16 protein-coding genes are annotated in these 15,530 nt (G+C 68.8%); 4 read left to right on the top strand and 12 right to left on the bottom strand.

Annotation, left to right across the window (positions count from 1 at the left end; genetic code table 11):
- Positions 1 to 32 precede the first annotated feature (32 nt).
- The 3 genes from OCQ_RS05550 to glyA form a co-directional block, all read right to left on the bottom strand.
- Positions 33 to 1,334 (bottom strand): PhoH family protein, encoded by a 1,302-nt coding sequence (locus OCQ_RS05550; protein WP_008254341.1) that lies wholly within the window; start codon positions 1,332 to 1,334, stop codon positions 33 to 35.
- A gap of 244 nt (positions 1,335 to 1,578) precedes the next feature.
- The gene (locus OCQ_RS05545; RefSeq protein ID WP_008254339.1) at positions 1,579 to 2,406 is read right to left on the bottom strand and encodes an acyl-ACP desaturase; all 828 of its coding nucleotides are present in this window, start codon (positions 2,404 to 2,406) and stop codon (positions 1,579 to 1,581) included.
- 96 nt (positions 2,407 to 2,502) lie between these two features.
- Positions 2,503 to 3,783, bottom strand: a complete 1,281-nt coding sequence (gene glyA / locus OCQ_RS05540; protein ID WP_008254337.1) for a serine hydroxymethyltransferase — start codon at positions 3,781 to 3,783, stop codon at positions 2,503 to 2,505.
- 115 nt (positions 3,784 to 3,898) lie between these two features.
- Here glyA and coaA point away from each other — a divergent pair, with 115 nt between their 5' ends.
- Positions 3,899 to 4,837, top strand: a complete 939-nt coding sequence (coaA, locus tag OCQ_RS05535; protein WP_008254336.1) for a type I pantothenate kinase — start codon at positions 3,899 to 3,901, stop codon at positions 4,835 to 4,837.
- Positions 4,838 to 4,843: 6 nt separating this feature from the next.
- On the opposite strand, the gene OCQ_RS05530 is transcribed toward coaA, so the two are convergent.
- Together OCQ_RS05530 and OCQ_RS05525 are read right to left on the bottom strand one after the other, a co-directional pair.
- The gene (locus OCQ_RS05530) at positions 4,844 to 5,269 is read right to left on the bottom strand and encodes a hypothetical protein (protein WP_014383990.1); all 426 of its coding nucleotides are present in this window, start codon (positions 5,267 to 5,269) and stop codon (positions 4,844 to 4,846) included.
- A 148-nt stretch (positions 5,270 to 5,417) separates the two neighbouring features.
- Positions 5,418 to 6,206 (bottom strand): (2Z,6E)-farnesyl diphosphate synthase, encoded by a 789-nt coding sequence (locus OCQ_RS05525; RefSeq protein ID WP_008254334.1) that lies wholly within the window; start codon positions 6,204 to 6,206, stop codon positions 5,418 to 5,420.
- A gap of 182 nt (positions 6,207 to 6,388) precedes the next feature.
- Here OCQ_RS05525 and trhA point away from each other — a divergent pair, with 182 nt between their 5' ends.
- On the top strand, positions 6,389 to 7,162 hold the full coding sequence (trhA, locus tag OCQ_RS05520) for a PAQR family membrane homeostasis protein TrhA (protein WP_008254333.1): 774 nt from the start codon (positions 6,389 to 6,391) through the stop codon (positions 7,160 to 7,162).
- An 8-nt stretch (positions 7,163 to 7,170) separates the two neighbouring features.
- On the opposite strand, the gene OCQ_RS05515 is transcribed toward trhA, so the two are convergent.
- The 4 genes from OCQ_RS05515 to mca all read right to left on the bottom strand — a co-directional run bounded on the left by OCQ_RS05515 (position 7,171) and on the right by mca (position 10,819).
- Positions 7,171 to 7,554, bottom strand: coding sequence for a nuclear transport factor 2 family protein (locus tag OCQ_RS05515; protein WP_014383989.1), 384 nt, complete (start codon positions 7,552 to 7,554; stop codon positions 7,171 to 7,173).
- 76 nt (positions 7,555 to 7,630) lie between these two features.
- Entirely contained in the window at positions 7,631 to 9,646 is a 2,016-nt protein-coding gene (locus OCQ_RS05510) for a thioredoxin domain-containing protein (protein WP_014383988.1), read from the bottom strand.
- Complete coding sequence (locus tag OCQ_RS05505) at positions 9,633 to 9,950, bottom strand: hypothetical protein (protein ID WP_009954600.1); 318 nt, start codon at positions 9,948 to 9,950, stop codon at positions 9,633 to 9,635. The genes OCQ_RS05510 and OCQ_RS05505 overlap by 14 nt, the downstream gene beginning before the upstream one ends.
- The gene (mca, locus tag OCQ_RS05500; RefSeq protein ID WP_008254328.1) at positions 9,947 to 10,819 is read right to left on the bottom strand and encodes a mycothiol conjugate amidase Mca; all 873 of its coding nucleotides are present in this window, start codon (positions 10,817 to 10,819) and stop codon (positions 9,947 to 9,949) included. Before mca ends, OCQ_RS05505 begins: the two co-directional genes overlap by 4 nt.
- A gap of 112 nt (positions 10,820 to 10,931) precedes the next feature.
- Between mca and OCQ_RS05495 the strand changes: the two genes are divergently transcribed.
- Together OCQ_RS05495 and greA are read left to right on the top strand one after the other, a co-directional pair.
- Positions 10,932 to 11,366 (top strand): DUF4307 domain-containing protein, encoded by a 435-nt coding sequence (locus tag OCQ_RS05495; RefSeq protein WP_014379376.1) that lies wholly within the window; start codon positions 10,932 to 10,934, stop codon positions 11,364 to 11,366.
- Positions 11,367 to 11,585: 219 nt separating this feature from the next.
- Complete coding sequence (gene greA / locus OCQ_RS05490; RefSeq protein WP_007168983.1) at positions 11,586 to 12,080, top strand: transcription elongation factor GreA; 495 nt, start codon at positions 11,586 to 11,588, stop codon at positions 12,078 to 12,080.
- A 19-nt stretch (positions 12,081 to 12,099) separates the two neighbouring features.
- Here greA and OCQ_RS05485 read toward each other — a convergent pair whose 3' ends face one another.
- The 3 genes from OCQ_RS05485 to OCQ_RS05475 form a co-directional block, all read right to left on the bottom strand.
- The gene (locus tag OCQ_RS05485) at positions 12,100 to 13,266 is read right to left on the bottom strand and encodes a cystathionine gamma-synthase (protein ID WP_014383987.1); all 1,167 of its coding nucleotides are present in this window, start codon (positions 13,264 to 13,266) and stop codon (positions 12,100 to 12,102) included.
- A gap of 11 nt (positions 13,267 to 13,277) precedes the next feature.
- On the bottom strand, positions 13,278 to 14,012 hold the full coding sequence (locus OCQ_RS05480) for an RDD family protein (RefSeq protein WP_008254318.1): 735 nt from the start codon (positions 14,010 to 14,012) through the stop codon (positions 13,278 to 13,280).
- 111 nt (positions 14,013 to 14,123) lie between these two features.
- Complete coding sequence (locus tag OCQ_RS05475) at positions 14,124 to 15,530, bottom strand: cystathionine beta-synthase (protein WP_014383986.1); 1,407 nt, start codon at positions 15,528 to 15,530, stop codon at positions 14,124 to 14,126.

The raw sequence follows: 15,530 nt of genomic DNA, 5'->3' as shown, positions 1-15,530 counted from the left end.
TGTCGTGGAATACAGCTTCGCGGCGAAACCGCTCAGTGCGGCCCGGCGATCTCCTCGAGCATCTCGGTGACCAGCGCGGCGATCGGCGAGCGCTCGCTGCGCAACAGGGTGATGTGGGCGAACAGCGGGTGGCCCTTGAGCTTCTCGATCACCGCCGCGACCCCGTCGTGGCGGCCCACCCGCAGGTTGTCGCGCTGGGCGATGTCGTGGGTCAGGACCACCCGCGACCCGGTGCCCAGCCTGGACAGCACGGTCAGCAACACGTTGCGCTCCAGCGACTGCGCCTCGTCGACGATGACGAACGAGTCGTGCAGCGAACGTCCCCGGATGTGGGTCAGCGGCAGCACTTCGAGCATGCCGCGGGACAGCACTTCCTCGAGCACCGCCGGGCTGGCCAGCCCCTCGAGGGTGTCGAACACTGCCTGCGCCCACGGGCCCATCTTTTCGCTCTCGCTGCCGGGCAGGTATCCCAGCTCCTGGCCGCCGACGGCGTACAGCGGACGGAAGACCACCACCTTGCGCTGGGTCCGCCGCTCCAGCACGGCCTCCAGCCCGGCGCACAGCGCCAGCGCCGACTTGCCGGTGCCGGCCTTGCCGCCCAGCGACACGATGCCGACCGACTCGTCGAGCAGCAAGTCCAGCGCGACCCGCTGTTCGGCGGACCGCCCACGCAATCCGAACACCTCGCGATCACCGCGGACCAGCTGAACGCGCTTGTCCGCGTTGACCCTGCCCAGCGCGTGAGAGCTGCCACCGAGCAGCCGAATGCCGGTGTGGCAGGGCAGGTCTCGGGCTTCCGCCAGATCGATCTCGCCGTCGCTGAACAGGGCGTCGATATCCTCGGTGGCGGTTTCGATCTCGCGCATGCCCGACCAGCCGGAGGCCACGACGTCTTGGGCGTGGTATTCGTCGGCGGCCAGCCCTACCGCGGCGGCCTTGACCCGAAGCGGAATGTCCTTGCTGACCAACGTGACTCGTTTGCCTTCGGCGGCCAGGTTGGCGGCGCAACTCAGGATCCGGCAGTCGTTGTTGTCGTTGCGGAAGCCGGCGGGCAGCACCGCCGGGTCGGTGTGGTTGAGTTCGACGTGGAGCGTACCGCCTTGTGTCCCAACGGGAATGGGTTGATCCAGGCGCCCGTGCACAAGCCGAAGATCGTCGAACAGGCGCAACGCCTGGCGGGCGAACCATCCCAGCTCGTGATGGTGGCGTTTGGCCTCCAGCTCGCTGATCACCACCAACGGAACAACCACCTCGTGTTCGGCGAACCGGCTGCACGCCCACGGGTCGGACAGCAGCACGGAAGTGTCGATCACGTAGGTCCGGATATCGGTCACGTAGCGCTCCTCGAGCGGGATGAGCCCGCGCGGACCCGCACAGGCATGTCGACGGGAACCGCAGCACCAGGACCGGGGCCGGTCCTTCCGTTGTGATGACGGGAGGTGCCGCCCTGGCAGCAGAGCATGACGCTGACCATCGGGAACGACGCTACTCCCGTGGCCGCGTGCCCGCTGTGCAGGCGCGCCGACATGACGAGCCGCGACGACGCCCCAAAGGGATCGGCGCGGAGGGGGCCGCGGCTCAGCCGACGATGAATTGCCGCAGCGCGGGCTCGTCCGCGAGCCCCCATGCGGCGATGCGGTCGGAGATCGCCTGACGCAGCTGCTCCGGACCGAAAATGCCTGCCTTTTCGACGTTCTGCACCTTGTCGCGGTACGCGTCGATGTCGGCGCCGGGCACATCCAGGTCGGCGGCACGGGCGGCGATCGCCGCGATCGTCTCGTCGCGGGTGTATCCCAGGCAGTGCTCGACGAGGTTGGAGAAGAACAGTTCGTGCCGCCGCTCGTCGCGGGCGATCCGGTCGATCAGGCCGGCCAGGATGGGCTCCTCGAGCTTGGCGGCCAGGTTCTCGCAGAACACGGCGTGGGTGCGTTCGACGAACGCCATGTGCACCAGGGTCTCCACCTGCGAGTAGGTGTCGGCGCGGTAGCCCTTCATGACGTACTGGACGCGGGCCTCTTCGTTGGCGGTCGGGTCGACCTCACGGGTCACCACCAGGTACTCGCGCAACGCGATGGCGTGCAGGTGCTCCTCGGCGGTCCACCGGCCCAGCCAGCGGCCCCAGTAGTCCTCGAGGATGAAGTGCTCGACCAGCTCGCGGTGGTGCGCGGCCAGGTTGTCCTTGAGCAGCAGCATGATCTCGCAGGCGTCGGTCAGCGGTCTCGGCAACGTCATTGACGACGGGTCCCAGTCGCGCCCACCGAGGAATGCGAAGTTCTCGCCCCGATCGAACGGCACGTAATCGTGGGCGAACCAGAGCTCTTCGGTGGACAGGTGGCGGTCGACGTTCGCTTCGACGACCGGCTCGAGTTCCAGGGTCAGCGCGTTAGCGACGGGTCTTTCGGCCATGAGATAACTGTAACCCGCGTACACAGGTTCATGAAATCGGCGGGGTCGTGTCGGAGCAAGTGGTGATTTTGGTCCTCGAGCCCGACCAGACGGGCGTCAGCGGCCGACCAGCGCCCAGTCTTCGAGGCCGTCGTACAGCGGGAACTCCTGCGCCAGCCGTGTCACGCGCTGGCGCAGCCCCGCCACGTCGGCCGAGCTGCCCGCGGCCAGGGCGGTGGCGATGACGTCGGCGACCTCGCTGAACTCGGCGTCGCCGAAGCCGCGGGTGGCCAGGGCGGGCGTGCCGATCCGCAGCCCCGACGTGACCATCGGCGGCCGCGGGTCGTTGGGCACGGCGTTGCGGTTGACGGTGATGCCGACCTCGTGCAGCAGGTCCTCGGCGGCTTGGCCGTCGAGCGGGGAGTTGCGCAGATCCACCAGCACCAGGTGCACGTCGGTGCCGCCGCTGACCACCGATACGCCGGCCTTGGCGACGTCGGCGGCCAACAGCCGGTCGGCGAGGATGCGCGCGCCCGACAGGGTGCGCTGCTGCCGCTCGACGAATTCGGGGGTGCTCGCGATCTTCAGCGCGACGGCCTTGCCCGCGATGACGTGCATGAGCGGTCCGCCCTGCTGGCCGGGGAACACCGCCGAGTTGATCGCCTTGGCGTACTCCTGCTTGCCGAGGATCATGCCCGAGCGGCCGCCGCCGAGCGTCTTGTGAATGGTCGTCGACACGATGTCGGCGTGCGGCACCGGCGAGGGGTGCAGGCCGGCCGCGACCAAGCCCGCGAAGTGCGCCATGTCCACCCAGAGCTTGGCGTCCACCTCGTCGGCGATCGAGGCGAACGCCGCGAAGTCGAGGATCCGCGGGTAGGCCGACCAACCGGCGATGATGACCTTGGGGCGAAATTCCAGCGCCTTGGCGCGCACCGCGTCCATGTCGACGAGATGCGTCGTCGGGTCGACACCGTAGAAACCGTTCTCGTAGAGCTTGCCGGAGAAGTTCAGCTTCATGCCGTGCGTCAGGTGGCCGCCGTTGGCCAGGTCCAGACCCAGCAGCCGCTCCCCCGGCGTCATCAGCGCGTGCAGGACGGCGGCGTTGGCCTGGGCGCCCGAATGCGGCTGCACATTGGCGAAGTCGGCGCCGAAGAGGGCCTTGGCCCGGTCGCGGGCGATGTTCTCCACGACGTCGACGTACTCGCAGCCGCCGTAGTAGCGGCGCCCCGGCAAGCCCTCGGCGTACTTGTTGGTCAGCACGCTGCCCTGGGCCTGCAGCACCGCGCGCGGGACGAAGTTCTCCGACGCGATCATCTCCAGCATGTCGCGCTGGCGGCCCAGCTCCTGGCCCAGCAGCCCGGCGATGTCGGGATCGACCTCGGCGAGCGGGGCGGACATCACGGAGGTCGTGGCGCGGGCGTCAGGTGCAGCAGTCACGGCGCCAGTCTATCCAGCGCCGACTTTTCGCCAGCCCAGCCGTCGGGCTTTTCGGCGCTCCTGCAACACTTGCACTATGCCGCGGCTTAGCGAGCCGAGCCCTTATGTGGAGTTCGACCGAAAGCAATGGCGTGCGCTTCGTATGTCGACGCCGCTGGCCCTCACCGAGGAGGAACTGGTCGGCCTGCGCGGTCTGGGTGAACAGATCGACTTGCTCGAAGTCGAAGAGGTTTACCTGCCGCTGGCCCGGCTGATTCACCTGCAGGTCGCGGCGCGCCAGCGGTTGTTCGCCGCCACCGCCGAGTTCCTGGGCGAACCTCAGCAAAACCCGGACCGGCCGGTGCCGTTCATCATCGGGGTCGCCGGCAGCGTGGCGGTCGGCAAGTCGACGACCGCCCGTGTGCTGCAGGCGCTCTTGGCGCGCTGGGACCATCATCCCCGGGTGGACCTGGTGACCACCGACGGATTCCTGTACCCCAATGCCGAGCTGGACCGGCGAAACCTGATGCATCGCAAGGGGTTTCCGGAAAGCTACAACCGTCGGGCGCTGATGCGGTTCGTGACGTCGGTCAAGTCGGGCTCGGACTACGCGTGCGCGCCGGTGTATTCGCATTTGAAATACGACGTGATCCCCGGGGCCAAGCACGTGGTGCGGCATCCCGACATCCTGATCCTCGAGGGCCTCAACGTTTTGCAGACCGGTCCGACCCTGATGGTGTCGGACCTGTTCGACTTCGGCGTCTATGTGGACGCGCGGATCGAGGACATCGAGCAGTGGTACATCTCGCGGTTTTTGGCCATGCGCAGCACGGCCTTCGCCGATCCCGAGTCGCACTTCCACCACTACGCGGCGCTCAACGACACCAAGGCCGTCGCCGCCGCCCGCGAGATCTGGCGTTCCATCAACCGGCCCAACCTGGTCGAGAACATCCTGCCCACCCGGCCGCGCGCCACGCTGGTGCTGCGCAAGGACGCCGACCACTCCATCAATCGGCTGCGGCTGCGCAAGCTCTAGGCGCCACTACGCCGTCTCGAGGCGACGCACTCCCAGGTACTGGAGCGCGGCGAACGCGGCCGCGTAGGCGCCGCTGGCCAGCGTCAGCGCGGCCCCGGTGATGGTCAGCGGCAATGCTTCGGTTGCCACGATCGAGGACAGCGTGAAAAAGATGTTGGCCACGATCACGCCGATGCCGACACCGCGCACGTCCGGCATCGCCCCGAGGCTGAACACCACGAGGCCGTAGATCACGAAGAAGGCCCCCATGGCGTAATTCTCGAAGGACGTCAGGCCGGTCAGCGACGAGAGCGGGTCGGCGAGGAAGGCGATGACCAAGCCGAAGAGTCCCGTCAGGGTGGCGTCGGCGCGCACGGCGAAGCGCAACAGCGAGTCGGTCGCGTCGTAGAGCGGCCGCGTGGTGAGGCCGGATACACCAGAAACAAGCAACATGTGATTACTCCTCGCGATGGCGGTGTTGGCTATTGCCACGGATACAACGACGAGGTGGTTCACCCGGCTATTCCCGTTATTTTGTAAATATTTGACACGCGCCAGTCGGGCGGGATCAGCCGCCCCACGAGTCACAGGCGCAGCGGATTTACTTCCCGTAGCGGCGATGGCGCTGGCTGTAGTCGCGCAGCGCGCGCAGGAAGTCGACGCGGCGGAAGGCGGGCCAGTGCGCCTCGGTGAACCACATCTCCGAGTACGCGCTTTGCCACAGCAGGAAGCCGGAGAGCCGTTGCTCGCCCGAGGTGCGGATCACCAGGTCGGGATCGGGCTGACCGGAGGTGTAGAGATTTTCCGAGATCGCATCGACGGTGACGGTGTCGATCAGCTCTTCGGCGGTCGCGCCGTTGGCGAGTTCCTTGCTCAGCAGCGAACGCACCGCGTCGACGATTTCGCGGCGACCGCCGTAGCCGACGGCGACGTTGACGTGGAAGGGCGCCACGACCGGGGTGGACTCCACCGCCCCGCGCAGCCGGCGGGCCGGTTGCTCGCCGAGCAGCTCGAGGTCGCCGACGGTGCGCACGCTCCAGCGGTTGGCCGGCGCGCAGATCTCCTCGACGACGTCGGTGATGATCTCGATGAGCCCGGCCAGCTCGTCGGGATCGCGCTGCAGGTTCTCCGTGGAAAGCAGGTACACGGTGGTCATCTCGATGCCGGCTTCCTGACACCAGCGCAGCATCTCCGCGATCTTGGCCGCGCCCATCCGGTAGCCGTAGCTCACGTCGTCGTATCCCGCGTCGCGCGCCCACCGGCGGTTCCCGTCGCACAGCACCGCGATGTGGCGGGGCAGTTCCGACTTGGAAGCGGTCAGGCCCTGCCGCAGCCGCATCTCGTAGATCCGATACAGCGGCTCTTTGAGTCGCCGCGGGATGATTTCCACGAACACACACCCTACTGCCAGGCGCAATGGATTCCGGGTTGCGATTTCGGCCGGTCATCCGAGCAGCCGGGCGAGAAGTCGACACTGCGCCGTAACCATCTCTGGCTACTCTGGCTCTTACACCCCGCCCATGGCACCGTGGCCACCGGCGTCCCCCGTTGTAGAGACATTCCACAGGAGACATGAGCAGCCAGACCAGCACCGTCCCGCATCCTGAGCGCGAACCCGAGCCGATCGCCCCGGGCAACACCGTCGAGCGACTCGCCGAAGGGGCCGCCAATGTTTTGGGCAAACCCCGGATGCGCGGCTGGATCCACTTCTACTCGGCGTGGCTGGCGATCATCGCCGGCGCCACGCTGGTGTCGGTGTCGTGGGCGGCGTCCTCGCCCCGCGCCGGGCATTCGACGCTGATCTACGCCGCGTGCACGGTGGCGTTGTTCGCGGTCAGCGCGACCTATCACCGGGTGCACTGGAAGTCGGACCTGGCCCGGATTCGCATGAAGCGGCTCGATCATTCGATGATCTTCATCTTCATCGCCGGCAGCTACACGCCGTTCGCGCGGCTGGTCATGCCGCAGGACACCGGCGTGGTGGTGCTGTGCATCGTGTGGGGCGGCGCGCTCGCGGGCATCGCGCTGAAGGTGTGCTGGCCGACGGCGCCGCGCTGGCTGGGTGTACCGCTCTATCTGCTGTTGGGCTGGGTGGCGATCTGGTACGCGCCGACGATCCTGCACCAGGCCGGGGTGGCCGCGATGGTGCTGCTGGCCGTCGGCGGTGTGTTCTACAGCGTCGGTGGCATTTTCTACGGTCTACGCTGGCCCGACCTGTGGCCGCGGACGTTCGGCTATCACGAGTTCTTCCACGCCTTCACCGCGATCGCGGCGATCCTGCATTACATCGCCATGTGGTTCGCCGTGTTCTACACGGAAGAACACGCGTGGCTGCTGGGAGCCTGATGGCCCGGCTAGCCCTGGTCGACGTCGTCGTCGGGTGACCAGTACGCCTTCATCGCCGCGATCTTCCCGCTGCCGTCGAAGACCATGACATCGATCGGCTCGATCACCATCCGGTGCTCGCCGGCGGTCACGATCAGCCGGAACTGGAAGGCCGCCTCGTTGCCGGCCACGCGCAGCGTCTTCAGTTCGCATTCGCGCTGCAGGTTGTCGACCGCGGAGTAGAAGCCGTGGATCGCTTGGCGCCCGATGTGCACCTCGCCGCCGACGGGGTCCTCGACCGTGGCGTCGTCGGCGTACAGCTCGACCAAGTCGTCGGCGCTGCCCTTGGCGACCAGCTCGATGTAGCGGTGGACCGTGCTTCTGATCGCTTCGGTCTTGGCGGCATTCGGCATGGGAGGCAGGGTAACCCGGCTTCAGTGGTGATCGCCAGCGCGGCGCAGCCGGGCGCAGCGGGTCACCACCACCGGCTCAGCGGCTGGAAACAGCCAGGGCGGCGGCCAGTTCGGCCGCGGTGGTCACCGGCAGGTCGCAGACCTGGCCACGACACACGTAGGCGGCGTCGGCGCCGGCCACCCGGTCGCGGCCCGCCAGCAGCGCCGAGGAATCGACGTCCCCGCCCACGACGACCGCCCCGCCGGGCGCCAGCCGTCGCGCCTCGGCCAGCAGCGGCGACCACGACGGGTCGCAGGCCACCGCGATCTGCAGCGGCCCGCGGACCGCGGCCTCCGCCACGGCCAGCCAATGCCCGGCCGACCGCGGCGCACGCTCCAGCAGCACCGAGTGCGCGCGCAGCGCGTCGTCCGCCGCCCGCAGGTACCGCTCGGCGCGCTCCCCGTCGACCACGTGCGCCGCGGTCAGCAGGGCCTCGGTGATCGACGACGCGCCCGACGGGGTCGCCCCATCCAGCGGGTCGGCGGGCCGCAGCATCAACCGCTCGGCATCGTCGGCGGTGTCGAACCAGCGGCCGGGCTGCTCACGATCGGCGAAGTGCGCCAACGCGGTGTCCAACAGATCGGTCGCCCTTGTCAGCCAGGCCGCCTCGCCCGTCAGCTGGTAGAGCGCCAGCAGCCCGGTGGACAGCATCGCGTGGTCCTCGAGGATGGCGGCGCTGTCGCCGACCACGCCGCCGAGGCTGGCGCGCCGCAGCCTGCCGTCGACCACGTGCAGGTCGAGCACCGCCCGCGCGCAGCGGCTTGCGGCGTGGACGAACTCGGGCTCGTCCAACGCCACGCCGGCCTCGGCCAAGGCGGTGATCGCCAGCCCGTTCCAGGACGTGACGATCTTGTCGTCGCGGCCGGGCTGGACGCGGGCGCGCCGGGCGTTCAACAACGCGGCCCGCACGCGTTCGGCCCGCTGCGCATCCTCCGGATCGGCGGGGAGCTGCAGCACCGAGGCGCCGTGCTCGAAGGTGCCGGCCGGGGTGACCGCGAAAACCTGTGCGGCCCAACGACCGTCGTCGGGCCCGAGCGCGTCGTTCAGCTGTTCCGGCGTCCACACATAGGTCGAGCCCTCGCGGCCGTCGGCGTCGGCGTCCAGCGATGAGGTGAACATGGCACCGTCGGCGAGGTCGTCGAGCAGGAACCGGGCGGTCTGGTCGGCGATTCGGCGCGCCAGCGGATCGCCGGTACGCCGGGCCCAATGCGCGTAGGCGCGCAGCAGCAGCGCGTTGTCGTACAGCATCTTCTCGAAATGCGGTACCACCCAAGCGTTGTCGACGCTATACCGGGCGAAGCCGCCGCCGAGCTGGTCGTAGATGCCGCCGCGGGCCATAGCGCTGCCCGCGCGCGACACCGAGTCGAGCGCCGCCGGCGATCCGGTGCGCTCGTAGTTGCGCAGCAGCGCCTCGAGCAGCGCCGAGGGCGGGAATTTGGGCGCACCGCCGAACCCGCCGTGCACGGTGTCCTCGTCCCCGAGCAGCGCGGCGACGGCGTGGTCACACAGGTCGGCCGCCACCGCGGGGCCGCCACGCGCTACACCGGAAGCCATCTTGCGCAGTTCGCCGGCGATATGGTCGGACGCCTCCTCGACCTCACCGCGACGCTCCCGCCATGTGGCCGAGACGGCCGAAAGAAGTTGCAGGAAGCTATCTTTCGGATAGTAGGTGCCGCAGAAGAAGGGCCGCCCGTCCGGCGTGAGGAAACAGGTCATCGGCCAGCCGCCCTGCCCGGTGAGCGCCACCGTGGCGTTCATGTACACCGCGTCGATGTCGGGCCGTTCCTCGCGGTCGACCTTGATGCAGACGAATCCCGCGTTCATCGCGGCGGCGACGTCGGCGTCCTCGAACGACTCGTGCGCCATGACGTGACACCAGTGACAGGCCGCGTAGCCGACCGACAGCAGGATCGGCACGTCGCGGGCGGCGGCGTCGGCCAGCGCCTCCGGTGTCCACTGCTGCCAGTGCACCGGATTGTCGGCGTGCTGGCGCAGATACGGGCTGGTGGCCAGCCCCAGGGTGTTCGCGGCGGACGAGTCAGCCTGGCTCATCGCCGGATCCCGGGGGTCGCGGCGACCCGTCCGCCCGATCCGGGGCCTGCCCGGCGCCCGGGTCGACCGCGTCGGTGCCCTCGTCCGCGGCCTGGTCCGGCTCGGGATGCTTGGGGTCGAACGACTCCGGCACCTTCTTCAGCTGCCGGTTCATCGAGCGCAGCAAGAACAGCGTGCTGATCAACAACAACACGACGATCAGCAGCCCGACCGGGCTGGCCTTGCCGAAGTCGGGCCCGGTGTGCTGCGGCGCGTTGTCGGCCTGCCAGCCGGCGGCGCTCGCGAGGAGGACGAGGTGATTCACGCGTCCGTCTCGATCCCGGCGAACAGGTCGTCCTCGGGCAGCCGGGCCGGGACCCGCGAGCGGGCCAACTCGAATTCCTCGGTGGGCCAAAGCCGTTGCTGCCATTCGATGGGCGCCGCGAAGAAGTCGTGGTCGGGGTCGATCTGCGTGGTGTGCGCCCGCAGCGCGTCGTCGCGCTGGCTGAAATAGGCCGAGCACTCGACGCGCGTGGTCACCCGGGATTCGAACGGGTCGTGCGCGGCGTCCCAGTGCTCGAGCCACTTCTTGAACGGCGGTTCGTGACCGTGCTTGAGGGCCTCGTCGTGCAGCAACTGCATCCGGGCCCGCAGAAAGCCGTGGTTGTAGTACAGCTTGGACACCGTCCACGGTTCGCCGGCGTCCGGGAAGCGCCGATAATCCCCGGCCGCCTCGAAGGCGCCGACCGAAACCTGGTGGCAGCGAATGTGATCGGGATGGGGGTAGCCGCCGTTCTCGTCGTACGTGGTCATCACGTGCGGGCGGAACTCGCGTACGACGCGCACCAGCGCCTCGATCGACTCCTCCAGCGGCACCAGCGCGAAACACCCCTCGGGCAGCGGGGGCGGGGGGTCGCCCTTGGGCAGGCCGGAGTCGACGAAGCCGAGCCAGGTGTGCTCCACCCCGAGGATCTCGGCGGCCTTCGCCATCTCGTCGCGGCGGATTTCGGCGATGTGCCCGTGCACCTCGGGCAGATCCATCGCGGGGTTGAGGATGTCGCCGCGCTCACCGCCGGTCAACGTCACCACCAGCACCCGATGCCCCTCGTCGGCGTAGCGGGCCAGGGTGGCCGCGCCCTTGCTGGACTCGTCGTCGGGGTGGGCGTGCACCGCCATCAACCGCAATTCGCTCACGTGCTCCCTTGTCACCTCGGGTGGTCACCCGGTCTGACCCTATAATTCCAGTTCCACATCGTTGCATGCTGTCGGCCGGTGCCCGGCAGCCGACAACCAGGCATAACCAGCCATGACCGATACCCCCACTCCGCGTCCGGAGGCCCGCTACGGGCGTTCCCGGCTGTCGCGCATCCCCCGGCGATGGGTGATCGTCGCGCTGGGCGTGCTGGTCGTCGCGGCCGGCCTGGCCGTGGCCGCCGTCGGCTACCACCGCTTCGGCACCAGTGATGTCAAGGGGACGCTGGCCGGGTACCGGGTGATCGACGAGCAGACGGCGTCGATAACGATCAGCGTGACCCGATCGGATCCGTCGCGCCCGGTGGACTGCATCGTGCGGGTCCGCTCCGCCGACGGGAGCGAGACGGGACGACGTGAGCTGCTGGTCCCGCCATCCGACGCGGCCACGGTGCAGGTGACGACGACGGTCAAATCCTCCCAGCCGCCGGCGGTGGCCGACATCTATGGCTGCGGCACCGATGTGCCCGCCTACCTGCGCCCGTCCTGACCGTCGCCATCGACGCCGAACAGCGAAGATGGAGTCATCAGTTGTTCGCGCGGTGGTAACATGGGTGAATGCACGGTTCCGATTGGGACCGTGTTGCTGCATTAGCGGCCGTCAGCAGATCGGCGCCGCAGCACACGGGGATGGACCCGCACGCTTTCGACGGCGGAGTTAACAGGACTTACGCGAACTCGCGGAACAACATACGAGGAGCACGACGAGATGACGGACACTTCGGTGACCTGGCTGACCCAGGAGTCGCATGACCGACTCAAGGCCGAGCTCGACCAGTTGATCGCGAATCGTCCGGTCATCGCCGCGGAGATCAACGACCGCCGCGAAGAGGGCGACCTGCGCGAAAACGGCGGCTACCACGCCGCCCGCGAAGAGCAGGGCCAGCAGGAGGCCCGGATTCGCCAGCTGCAGGATCTGCTCAACAACGCCAAGGTCGGCGAAGCGCCCAAGCAGTCCGGCGTCGCGCTGCCCGGTTCGGTGGTGAAGGTCTACTACAACGGCGACAAGTCCGACACCGAGACGTTCCTCATCGCCACCCGCCAGGAGGGCGTCAACGACGGCAAGCTCGAGGTGTACTCGCCGAATTCACCTTTGGGCGGCGCCCTGATCGACGCCAAGGTGGGCGAGACCCGCAGCTACGTGGTGCCCAACGGCAACACCGTCGAGGTCACGCTGGTCAGCGCGGAGCCGTACCACTCCTGATCGCTTTGCGCGAGGTGCGCTAGGCGAGGGCCTGCTGCAGATCGGCCACCAGGTCGGCGACGTCCTCGATGCCGACCGACAGCCGCACCAGGTCGTCGGGCACTTCCAATTGCGACCCGGCCGTCGACGCATGCGTCATCGCGCTGGGGTGCTCGATCAGCGACTCGACCCCGCCCAGCGATTCGGCCAGGATGAACACCTTGGTGTTGGCGCACAGATCCCGGGCGGCGTCCCGGCCGCCTTTCATGCGCACCGAGACCATGCCGCCGAACCCGCGCATCTGCCGCGCGGCGACCTCGTGCCCGGGGTGGCTGGGCAGGCCGGGGTAGAGCACCGCGCTCACCGCGCGATGGCCCGCGAGGAATTCCGCTACGGCCATGGCGTTTTCGCTGTGCCGCTGCATGCGCAGCACCAGGGTCTTCAGTCCGCGCATCGTCAGGTAGGCGTCGAACGGGCCGGGCACCGCGCCGGCCCCGTTCTGCAGGAAGCCGAACGCGTCGTCGAGTTCCTGGTCGTTGGTGACCAGCGCGCCGCCCACCACGTCGGAATGGCCGCCGATGTACTTGGTGGTGGAGTGCAGCACGATGTCTGCCCCCAGCGTCAGCGGCTGCTGCAGCGCGGGTGAGGCAAAGGTGTTGTCCACCAACACTTTCGCGGAATGCTGCTCGCCCAGCTCGGCGATGGCGGCGATATCGGCGATGGACAGCAACGGGTTGGTCGGGGTTTCCACCCAGATCATCCGGGTGCGCGGCGTGATCGCGGCGGCGACGGCGTCCAGCTCGTGCAGCGCGACGGGCGTGTAGTCGACGTTCCACTGGGTGAAGACCTTGTCGATCAGCCGGAACGTGCCGCCGTAGGCGTCATTCGGGATCACGACGTGGTCACCCGGCCGCAGCACTGTGCGAAGGGCGCAGTCGGTGGCGGCCATCCCCGAGGCGAAGGCCCGGCCGTAGCTGCCTTCCTCGACGGCGGCCAGCGCGGCCTCCAGCGCGGCGCGGGTCGGGTTGCCGGTGCGCGCGTATTCGAATCCGCCCCGCAATGCGCCGACGCCGTCCTGGGCGAAGGTGCTGCTGGCGTAGATCGGGGCGTTGACCGCTCCGGTCGCCGGGTCCGGCCGGTAGCCGGCGTGAATCGCTTTGGTGGCCAGCCCGGTGAACTCGGGGTGTGGGTTGCCGTCGTCGCTCATCGACGATCAGCCTAGGTGACCGGCGGCCTTTCGGTCCCGTCGATCGGCAGGCACACGGTCGTCATGATCTTGTCCGCCAGCGTCTGACGCTTCGAATCCCACAGCGGGAAAAGGAAACCGATGAAGCAGATGATCGCGTCGACGAAGTGCGCCAGCGCCCGCACCACGGACAGGCCGAAGCCCAGGGGTTGGCCGGTGACCTCGCTGACCACTTTGAATTTCATCACCGATTTGCCGACGCTCGACCCGGTCGTGCCCTGCTGGTAGCCGTAATTCCAGATCAGGTAGAACAGCCCGACGATCGACGCCAACCACTGCGCCACCATGCCCAGGGTCGAATTCTGGGTGGCGCAGTACTGGTTGACGGCGTACTGGGTGACGTCGGTGATGCAGGCCGTCTGCTGCGTGGCGAGCAGGATCGCGGTGCCGATGCCGTGCACGACGACGTACGGGAGGATGTCGATGACGAACGCCAGCGCGCGGGTGAGCCACGGCGTGTACTCCTGCGTCGGCAGGGTCCGGATCGCCGGTCCCGGCGGCGGCGGCGCGTAGCCCCCGGACGACGGCGGCGGTGGCGGGTAGGACCCGCCGGGCGGCGGTGGCGGCGGGGGGTAGGAACCGCCGCCGGGCGCCGACGGAGGCGGCGGGAACTCCTGACCGCCGGACGGCGGCTGTTGCCCACCGGATGGGCCGGGCGACGAGGGGGGCGGCGGGTAGGCGCCGCCGGGCGGCGGTTGATCGGTCATGGGCAACCTTCCACTGCGGAACAGCCGGACATCTCGCTGGATTAGCCGAATTACCGTACCTGAGCGTTTCACGGACGGGCGAGACGCGCATCACCCGCCGAGCGCGGCGAACTACCGGCGTCCGCTCAGTCCACGGGGCGCCTCGGAGAGGAAGCCCAGCAGGTCATAACGGGTGATCACGCCGACCGGTTTGCCCTCCTCGACCACCATCAACGCGTCCCAGTCCCGCAACGCCGTGCCCGCCGCGCTGATCAGCTCACCCGCGCCGATCATCGGCAGCGGCGGGCTCATGTGCTGGGCGACCGCGTCGGCCAGTTTCGCCCGGCCCTCGAACACCGCCGACAGCAATTCACGTTCGGAGACGCTGCCGGCGACCTCCCCCGCCATCACCGGCGGCTCGGCGCCGACCACCGGCATCTGGGACACCCCGTACTCGCGCAGGATGCCGATGGCGTCGCGCACCGTCTCCGACGGGTGGGTGTGCACCAGGTCGGGCAGCGCACCGGACTTGCGGCGCAACACGTCGCCGACCCTGGACTGCTCGGTGGACCCGTCGAGCCGGCTGCGCAGGAACCCGTACGACGACATCCAGGCGTCGTTGAAGATCTTCGACATGTAGCCCCGGCCGCCGTCGGGCAGCAGGACCACGACGAGCGCGTCGGGTCCGGCTTGCTCGGCGACGCGCAGCGCGGCGACCACCGCCATCCCGCACGACCCGCCGACCAGCATCGCCTCCTCGCGGGCCAGGCGCCGGGTCATGTCGAACGAGTCGGAGTCGGACACCGCGATGATCTCGTCGGGCACCGTGCGGTCATAGGCCTGCGGCCAGAAGTCCTCGCCGACGCCCTCCACCAGATAGGGCCGGCCGGTGCCGCCCGAATACACCGAGCCCTCGGGGTCGGCGCCGATGATGCGCACGGCCCCGTTCGATATCTCCTTGAGGTAGCGGCCGGCGCCGGTGATCGTGCCGCCGGTGCCGATGCCGGCGACGAAGTGGGTGACCTTGCCGTCGGTGTCGGCCCAGATCTCCGGGCCGGTGGTGGCGTAGTGGCTGGCCGGGCCTTCCGGGTTGGCGTACTGGTCCGGTTTCCACGCGCCCTCGATTTCGGTGACCAGCCGGTCGGAGACGCTGTAGTAGCTGTCCGGGTGGTCGGGGGGCACGGCCGTCGGGCACACGACCACCTCGGCGCCGTACGCGATCAGCACGTTGCGCTTGTCCTCGCTGACCTTGTCCGGGCAGACGAACACACACTTGTACCCGCGGTGCTGGGCGACCAACGCCAGCCCGACGCCGGTGTTGCCCGACGTGGGTTCGACGATCGTGCCGCCGGGCCGCAGCTGTCCGCTGGCTTCGGCGGCGTCGATCATCTTGACCGCGATCCGGTCCTTCGAGCTGCCGCCGGGGTTGAGGTATTCGACCTTGGCCGCCACGATGCCGGCACCGTCGGGAACGACGGAGTTCAGGCGCACCAGCGGCGTGCCGCCGATGAGGTCACTGATGTGCTGCGCGATCCGCAT

This window comes from Mycobacterium paraintracellulare (genome assembly GCF_000276825.1).
Taxonomy (GTDB): Bacteria; Actinomycetota; Actinomycetes; order Mycobacteriales; family Mycobacteriaceae; genus Mycobacterium; species Mycobacterium intracellulare.
Note: the sequence above shows the minus strand (reverse complement) of the source record. Positions and strands in the feature narration are given on the sequence as shown.

Excerpts from the sequence above, each read along its gene's own strand:
- OCQ_RS05475 (WP_014383986.1), bottom strand. The coding sequence starts at position 15,530 with ATGCGGATCGCGCAGCACATCAGTGACCTCATCGGCGGCACGCCGCTG.
- glyA (WP_008254337.1), bottom strand. The coding sequence starts at position 3,783 with ATGTCCGCCCCGCTCGCCGAGGTCGATCCCGACATCGCCGGGCTGCTG.
- OCQ_RS05480 (WP_008254318.1), bottom strand. The coding sequence starts at position 14,012 with ATGACCGATCAACCGCCGCCCGGCGGCGCCTACCCGCCGCCCCCCTCG.
- OCQ_RS05495 (WP_014379376.1), top strand. The coding sequence starts at position 10,932 with ATGACCGATACCCCCACTCCGCGTCCGGAGGCCCGCTACGGGCGTTCC.
- coaA (WP_008254336.1), top strand. The coding sequence starts at position 3,899 with ATGCCGCGGCTTAGCGAGCCGAGCCCTTATGTGGAGTTCGACCGAAAG.
- OCQ_RS05515 (WP_014383989.1), bottom strand. The coding sequence starts at position 7,554 with ATGCCGAATGCCGCCAAGACCGAAGCGATCAGAAGCACGGTCCACCGC.
- greA (WP_007168983.1), top strand. The coding sequence starts at position 11,586 with ATGACGGACACTTCGGTGACCTGGCTGACCCAGGAGTCGCATGACCGA.
- OCQ_RS05545 (WP_008254339.1), bottom strand. The coding sequence starts at position 2,406 with ATGGCCGAAAGACCCGTCGCTAACGCGCTGACCCTGGAACTCGAGCCG.
- OCQ_RS05530 (WP_014383990.1), bottom strand. The coding sequence starts at position 5,269 with ATGTTGCTTGTTTCTGGTGTATCCGGCCTCACCACGCGGCCGCTCTAC.
- OCQ_RS05485 (WP_014383987.1), bottom strand. The coding sequence starts at position 13,266 with ATGAGCGACGACGGCAACCCACACCCCGAGTTCACCGGGCTGGCCACC.
- OCQ_RS05510 (WP_014383988.1), bottom strand. The coding sequence starts at position 9,646 with ATGAGCCAGGCTGACTCGTCCGCCGCGAACACCCTGGGGCTGGCCACC.
- trhA (WP_008254333.1), top strand. The coding sequence starts at position 6,389 with ATGAGCAGCCAGACCAGCACCGTCCCGCATCCTGAGCGCGAACCCGAG.